This is a genomic window from Mesorhizobium sp. M1E.F.Ca.ET.041.01.1.1 (assembly GCF_003997355.1).
Taxonomy (GTDB): Bacteria; Pseudomonadota; Alphaproteobacteria; order Rhizobiales; family Rhizobiaceae; genus Mesorhizobium.
In genome coordinates this window covers 1-6,136 of record NZ_RZSL01000373.1, presented here as the reverse complement: position 1 = coordinate 6,136, position 6,136 = coordinate 1, and the positions used below count along the sequence as shown (strand labels likewise).

General features: G+C 66.4%; 5 protein-coding genes and 1 pseudogene. All 6 read left to right on the top strand.

What is annotated here, in order from left to right; genetic code table 11:
* Window positions 1-820 (top strand): annotated as a pseudogene (locus EOA38_RS24985) (NAD(P)/FAD-dependent oxidoreductase); the annotation flags it as partial.
* Between the two features lie 25 nt (window positions 821-845).
* Complete coding sequence (locus EOA38_RS24980; protein WP_127300479.1) at window positions 846-2,021, top strand: acyl-CoA dehydrogenase family protein; 1,176 nt, start codon at window positions 846-848, stop codon at window positions 2,019-2,021.
* Between the two features lie 10 nt (window positions 2,022-2,031).
* A complete protein-coding gene (locus EOA38_RS24975; protein ID WP_127300478.1) occupies window positions 2,032-3,387 on the top strand; it encodes an LLM class flavin-dependent oxidoreductase in 1,356 nt (451 codons plus the stop codon).
* 4 nt (window positions 3,388-3,391) lie between these two features.
* Window positions 3,392-3,736 carry a DUF3088 domain-containing protein gene (locus EOA38_RS24970; RefSeq protein WP_127300477.1) on the top strand — a complete coding sequence of 115 codons (345 nt, stop codon included), beginning with the start codon at window positions 3,392-3,394 and terminating at the stop codon, window positions 3,734-3,736.
* A gap of 12 nt (window positions 3,737-3,748) precedes the next feature.
* Window positions 3,749-4,930 carry an acyl-CoA dehydrogenase family protein gene (locus EOA38_RS24965; RefSeq protein ID WP_127300476.1) on the top strand — a complete coding sequence of 394 codons (1,182 nt, stop codon included), beginning with the start codon at window positions 3,749-3,751 and terminating at the stop codon, window positions 4,928-4,930.
* On the top strand, window positions 4,927-6,136 hold a 1,210-nt coding region (locus tag EOA38_RS24960; RefSeq protein WP_145966058.1), incomplete at its 3' end, for an LLM class flavin-dependent oxidoreductase. The genes EOA38_RS24965 and EOA38_RS24960, both read left to right, overlap by 4 nt.

Genomic DNA, 6,136 nt, shown 5'->3' with positions numbered 1-6,136 from the left:
CATCGATTTCGCCCGCCTGGACGGCAAGGCTGTCGCTGTCGTGGGCGCGGCCGCCTCGGCCTTCGACGCTGCCGCGACGGCGCTGGAAGCAGGAGCCGCGTCGGTCCATCTGTTTGCCCGGCGCGACCGCATCGCCAGCGTGCCGATCAATCGCGTTCGAGGCTATCCCGGCGCCTACGACAACTACCCGCATCTTCCCGATGCGATCCGCTGGCGTCAGGCCCTGCGTTTCCGCGATGCCGGATCGACCCCGCCGCCGGACGTCATCGAGCGCGTGGTGCGCTTCGCCAATTTCCATCTGCATCTCGGTGCGCTCTGGACATCGGCGCGGCTCGAAGGCGGCAAGGTGGTCACCGACATCGCCGGTGACAGCATCGCATTCGACTTCGTCATCGCCGGCACCGGCTATTTCGCCGATCCCTCGTTGAAGCCGGAACTGGCCGGCTTTGCCGACAGGATCAGGCTCTGGCGCCACCAGTACACGCCTCCCGCAGGCGAGGAGGACGCCTTCTTCGGCGCCCATCCCTATCTCGGCCTCGGCCACGAGTTCCTCGAGAAGACGCCCGGCGAGGCGCCGTTTCTGAAGGACATCCACGTCTACAATCCCGGCGGCTTCGTCAGCTTCGGGCTGCCGATCGGCGACGTGCCGTCGATCAAGCGCGATGTGCCGGCCGTCGTGTCGCGCATCAGCCGCGACCTGTTCCTGGCCGACCTCGACAGCCACGAGCGCCGCATCACCGGCGACTATCCGCCCGAATTTGGCGAGGAGGCTTATGCCTCGGCTGTCTGGCGTCCGGCCCGCAACATCGCGGCGGAATGAGCAGTAACAACAGCGGTTGCCCGGCATGAGCTTCGTTCCCGACCTTTCGGATCCGTTCGTCGCCACGGCGGTCGAGCTGAGAGACGCCTTCGACAAGGATGCCGTCGAGCGCGACAAGCTCGGCGGCAGGCCGACCGAGCAGATCAAGCTGCTCAAGGACAGCGGCCTGCCGTCCGCGCAAATTCCACGGCGCTACGGCGGCCACGGCGCCTCCTGGCTCTCGGTGCTGCGCATCGTGCGTGAGTTCGCGCGCACCGATGGCTCGCTCGCTCATCTCTACGGCTACCACCACCTGCCGCTGAACGCGGTGATCTTCCGCGGCACCGAGGAGCAGAAGGACCGGCTTGTCGGCCGCTCCGCCGCCGAGAACTGGGTGTGGGGCAATTCCGGCAACGCCATGTCGAAGACGTCATCTGCGGTGCGCAACGGCAAGGGCTGGATCCTCAACGGCTTCCGGCCGTTCTCTTCGGGCTCGCACATCGCCGACTACATCCAGGTCGCCTGGGAAGACGGCGACGGGCGGCAAGCTGCCGCTATTCCCGCGGACCGCGAAGGCATCGTCATCGAGGACGACTGGGACGGCGTCGGCCAGCGCCAGACCGGCAGCGGCCGGGTCACCTTCAGGGATGTCCACATCGGCGACGACGAGGTGATCGGCTCGCCAGCCATGCCGCTGACGCCGTTCCAGACGCTGATCTCGCTGTTCCAGCAGGCGGTGCTGCTCAACATTTTCGTCGGCAGCGCGCAGGGCGCGCTGACGGAGGGGCGCGAATACACCGTCGGCAAATCGCGGCCGTGGGTCTATTCGGGTTACGAGAAACACACGGACGATCCATTTGTGCAGCGCAACTACGGCGATCTCTACATCCGCACGTTGGCCGCGGCCGAGCTTGCCGACAAGGCAGCCGTGAGCCTCGATGCAGCTTATGGCAAGGGCGAGGCGCTGACGGCGGAGCAGCGCGGCCTCACCGCGATCGACCTCGCTACCGCCAATGTCTACGCGGGCGAGATCGGGCTCGCTGCATCGAGCGGCATCTTCGAGGTGATGGGCGCGCGTTCCGCCACCAAGGAGAACGGCTACGACCGCTTTTGGCGCAACGTCCGCACCCACACGTTGCACAACCCGGCCGAATACAAGAAGCGCACGATCGGCACCTGGCTGCTGACCGGCGAGTTCCCGATCGGCGGGCTTTATCGCTGACGAGGAGACGATGGCGAAACGCAAGGACAAATTCAGGCTCGGAGCGTTCCTGCTCTTCACCGGCCACCATGTCGCCGCCTGGCGGCATCCAAAGGCCTCGGAAGGCACGCGCTTTGAGGACTATGTCGAGCTGGCGAAGCTTGCCGAAGCCGCGAAGTTCGACACGCTCTTCCTTGCCGACGGCGTTGCAGCGCGGCTGAAGGACCTCGACGCGGCGAGCCGCAAGGCGCATAGCGGCGTCTACCCGTTCGAGCCGATCACGCTGCTGTCAGCCCTGGCGGCCGTGACGAAGAACATCGGCCTCATCGCCACCGCCTCGACGAGCTTCTCCGACCCCTACAATCTTGCCCGCCAGTTCGCCTCGCTTGACCATCTGAGCGGCGGACGCGCCGGCTGGAACCTCGTCACCTCGGCCGATCCCGACGCAGCATTCAATTTCAGCCACGATAGCCAGATCCTGCATGGCGACCGCTACGACCGGGCAGAGGAGTTCGCCGACGTCGTGCTTGGTCTGTGGGACAGCTGGGAGGACGACGCTTTCGTGCGCGACCGCGCCAGCGGCCGCTACTTCGACAAGGACAAGCTCCATGTGTTGAACCACAAGGGGCAGCACTTCAAGGTGCGTGGGCCGCTCAACACGCCGCGCACGCCGCAGGGCCATCCGGTCGTCGTGCAGGCGGGCGCGTCGGAGCCGGGCAAGGAGCTCGCGGCACGCACGGCGGAGGCGATCTTCGCCGCCCAGATCACGCTGGACGAGGCAACTGCCTTCTACGCCGACGTGAAGGGCAGGCTGGCGAAATACGGCCGTTCGGAGGACGACCTGAAGATCCTGCCCGGCATCTTCCCCGTGGTCGGGCGCACGCGGGCCGAGGCTCATGAGAAGTTCGAGGAACTGCAGACCTTGATCCAGCGGGAGGTCGGGCTCGCCCTGGCGTCGGCCTTCACCGGCGGTTTCGATCTCAGCCGCTATCCGATCGACGGGCCGGTTCCCGAACTGCCGGAGACCAATGCTGGAAAGAGCAGGCAGGCGGTGGTGCTCGACCTGGCGCGCCGCGAGAACCTGACGATCCGCCAGCTCTATCTGCGCATCGCCGGCGCGCGTGGCCACTGGCAGGTGGTCGGCACGCCCGAGGAGATCGCCGACACCATGGAGCAGCGCTTCCAGAATTTTGGCGCCGACGGCTTCAACATCATGGCGCCGATTATGCCGGGCGGGCTGAAGGACTTCATCGAGTTGGTGCTGCCCGAGCTGCGCCGCCGCGGGCTCTTCCGCGAGGAATACGAGGGTACGACGCTGCGCGAGAATCTCGGCCTCAAGCGCCCGCCGAACCGCTTCGCCGGCCAGGTCGCGACGGCGGCGGAGTAAGGCCATGGCCCGCGACAGGCTTTTCCTCATCGAGCCCTGCTTTCCCGACCCGAAGCGGCTGGGCAGCCTCTATGTCTGCCCGCATTGCAACCAGATCGAAGGTCTGCTGGCCGCGTTCCCGCGGCTCGCCGCCGGGCTCGAGGTCGAGCGCGTGCCGTTCGCACGGCCGCGCCGCAAGGTGATCGAGGTGCTAGGCGAAGAGAACCAGTCGCTGCCGGTGCTGGTCTTTGGCAACGGCAATCCGCCCGCCGATGCCGAACGCTACCAGGGCATCGCCTTCGTGACGGCGACCAGGCGCATCATCGACCTTTTAGCCGAGCGCCACGGCTTCCCACGCCTCCACGACTGATCGGCGAGCGCCATGGTTTTCGACCCCGATATTTCGAACCCCTGGATCGCCAAGGCAGTCGAGCTACGCGACGTCTTCGCGCGCGACGCCGTCGAGCGTGATCAGCTGGGCGGTCGCCCGGTCGAGCAGATCCGGCTGCTCAAGGAGAGCGGGCTTCTCACCATCATCATCCCGAGCGAATTCGGCGGGGCAGGGGAGCCCTATTCGACGGCGCTGAAGATCGGCCGCGAGTTCGCCAAGGTCGACGGCTCGATCGGCCATATTTACGGCTATCACTTCAGCGCGCTGCTCGCCGCGCGACTCTCGTCCGACGAGCCACGCTCGGTCGATCTCTTGCACCGATCGGCGGCCAGCAACTGGTTCTGGGGCAATACCGGCAACAGCTTTTCCAAAACGCTGTTCGGCCGCAGGGAAGGCGAGTGGACCATCGTCAACGGGTTCAAGCCGTTCGCCTCCGGCTCGCACGTCGCCGACTACATCTCGACCTCCTGGGAGGACGAAGTGTCGGGCGAGCGCATCTTCGCGGCGATCCCCGCCGATCGCGAGGGGTTGGAGATCCTCGACGACTGGGACGGTATCGGCCAGACGCAAACAGGCAGCGGCCGCGTCGCCTACAAGGACGTGCGGATCCACGACAGCGAGCTGGCGCGGGGCTGGGTCGACACGTCGCTGCCGATCCGCACCATCGGTCCGCTGCAACAGCAGAGCGTGCTGCTCAACGTCTTCATCGGAACCGCCCAAGGCGCGCTGCTTGCCGCGCGCGACTACACGGTCGAGAAATCGCGGCCGTGGATGTACTCCGGCGCCGAGCGCCACATCGACGATCCCTGGATCAAGCGCCAGTACGGAGAGCTGTGGGTGAAGACGCAGGCCGCGACCGCGCTCGCCGATCGCGCCGCTGCAGCGATGGACCACGTCGTTTCCCGCGGCAAGGCGCTTACCGAGAAGGAGCGCGGCGCCGCCGCGATCGCGGTCGCCTCGGCCAACGTGCTCGCCGGCAATGTCGCACTTGAGGTGACGACCGAGATCTTCGAGGTGATGGGCGCCCGCTCGGCGGTGCGCAAATACGGCTTCGACCGCTTTTGGCGAAACGTGCGCATCCACACGCTACACAACCCGGCCGAATACAAGACGCGCACCGTCGGCACCTGGTATCTCACCGGTGCCTATCCTGAGCCCGGCGTCTTCCGATGAGCCGCCGCGAGCTTCACCTTAACGTCAACATCCTGCATGCCGGCTTCTCGCCGGCTGCATGGCGGATGGACGGCGTCAATCCCTATGCCGCCTTCACTGTCGACCATTATGTTCGGGTGGCGAAAACCGCCGAACACGCCAGGCTGGATGCCGTCTTCCTCGCCGACCAGGCGGCCATCTCCGATCGCATCGACTACCGCCCGATCACCTCGCTGGAGCCGACCGTGGTGCTGGCGACGGTTGCTGCAGCGACCGAGCGCATCGGGCTGATCGCAACCGCATCGACCAGCTTCAACGAGCCCTACAACATCGCCCGCCGCTTCGCGACGCTCGACCACGTCAGCAACGGCCGCATCGGCTGGAACATCGTGACCACCGCCGATCCGGCGTCGGCACGCAATTTCGGACTGACGGGTGCGATCGAGCACGGGCGCCGCTACGAGCGGGCGATCGAGTTCACGGAGATCGTCAAGGCGCTGTGGGACAGCTGGGAGGACGACGCCTTCATCGGCGACGTCGCCGGCGGGCGCTTCGTCGACGTCGCTCGGGTCCACGCCATCGAGCACAAGGGCAAGCACTTCTCCGTGCACGGCCCACACAACATTCCCCGCTCGCCGCAGGGTCATCCAGTCATCATTCAGGCCGGAGGCTCCGACGATGGCAGGGAACTTGCTGCGCTTCACGCCGAGGCAGTGTTCTCGGCGTCGCAATCCTTGGACGAGGCGCTCGCCTATGCGCGGGAGTTGAAGACACGCGCAGCGGCATATGGAAGGGTAGGTGGCGTACCGCTCAACCTTGCGGGTCTCGCCACCATCATTGGCAGCACCGAAGCCGAAGCGAAGCGCCGGCAGGAGGAGCTGTGGGACCGCATTCCGCTCGACTACAGCCTGGCGCGGCTTTCGGGCGTGCTCGGCATTGATCGCGAGCGGCTGAAGCTCGACGAGAAGCTGCCGGACGAGATCCCGCTGCCCCCCAATGGCGGCCACACCTTCTTCAAGGCGACGCTCGCGCTCGCCCGCAACAACGACTACACAGTGCGGCAGTTGATCCGTGCTCTCAACGGCAGCACCGGCCACCGCACCATTGTCGGGACGCCGGAGCAGATCGCCGACGACATCGAGCGCTGGTTCACGGCGGGCGCCGCCGACGGGTTCAACCTGATGCCGGACGTGCTGCCGACCGGGGTCGAGGGCTTTGCCGACGCGG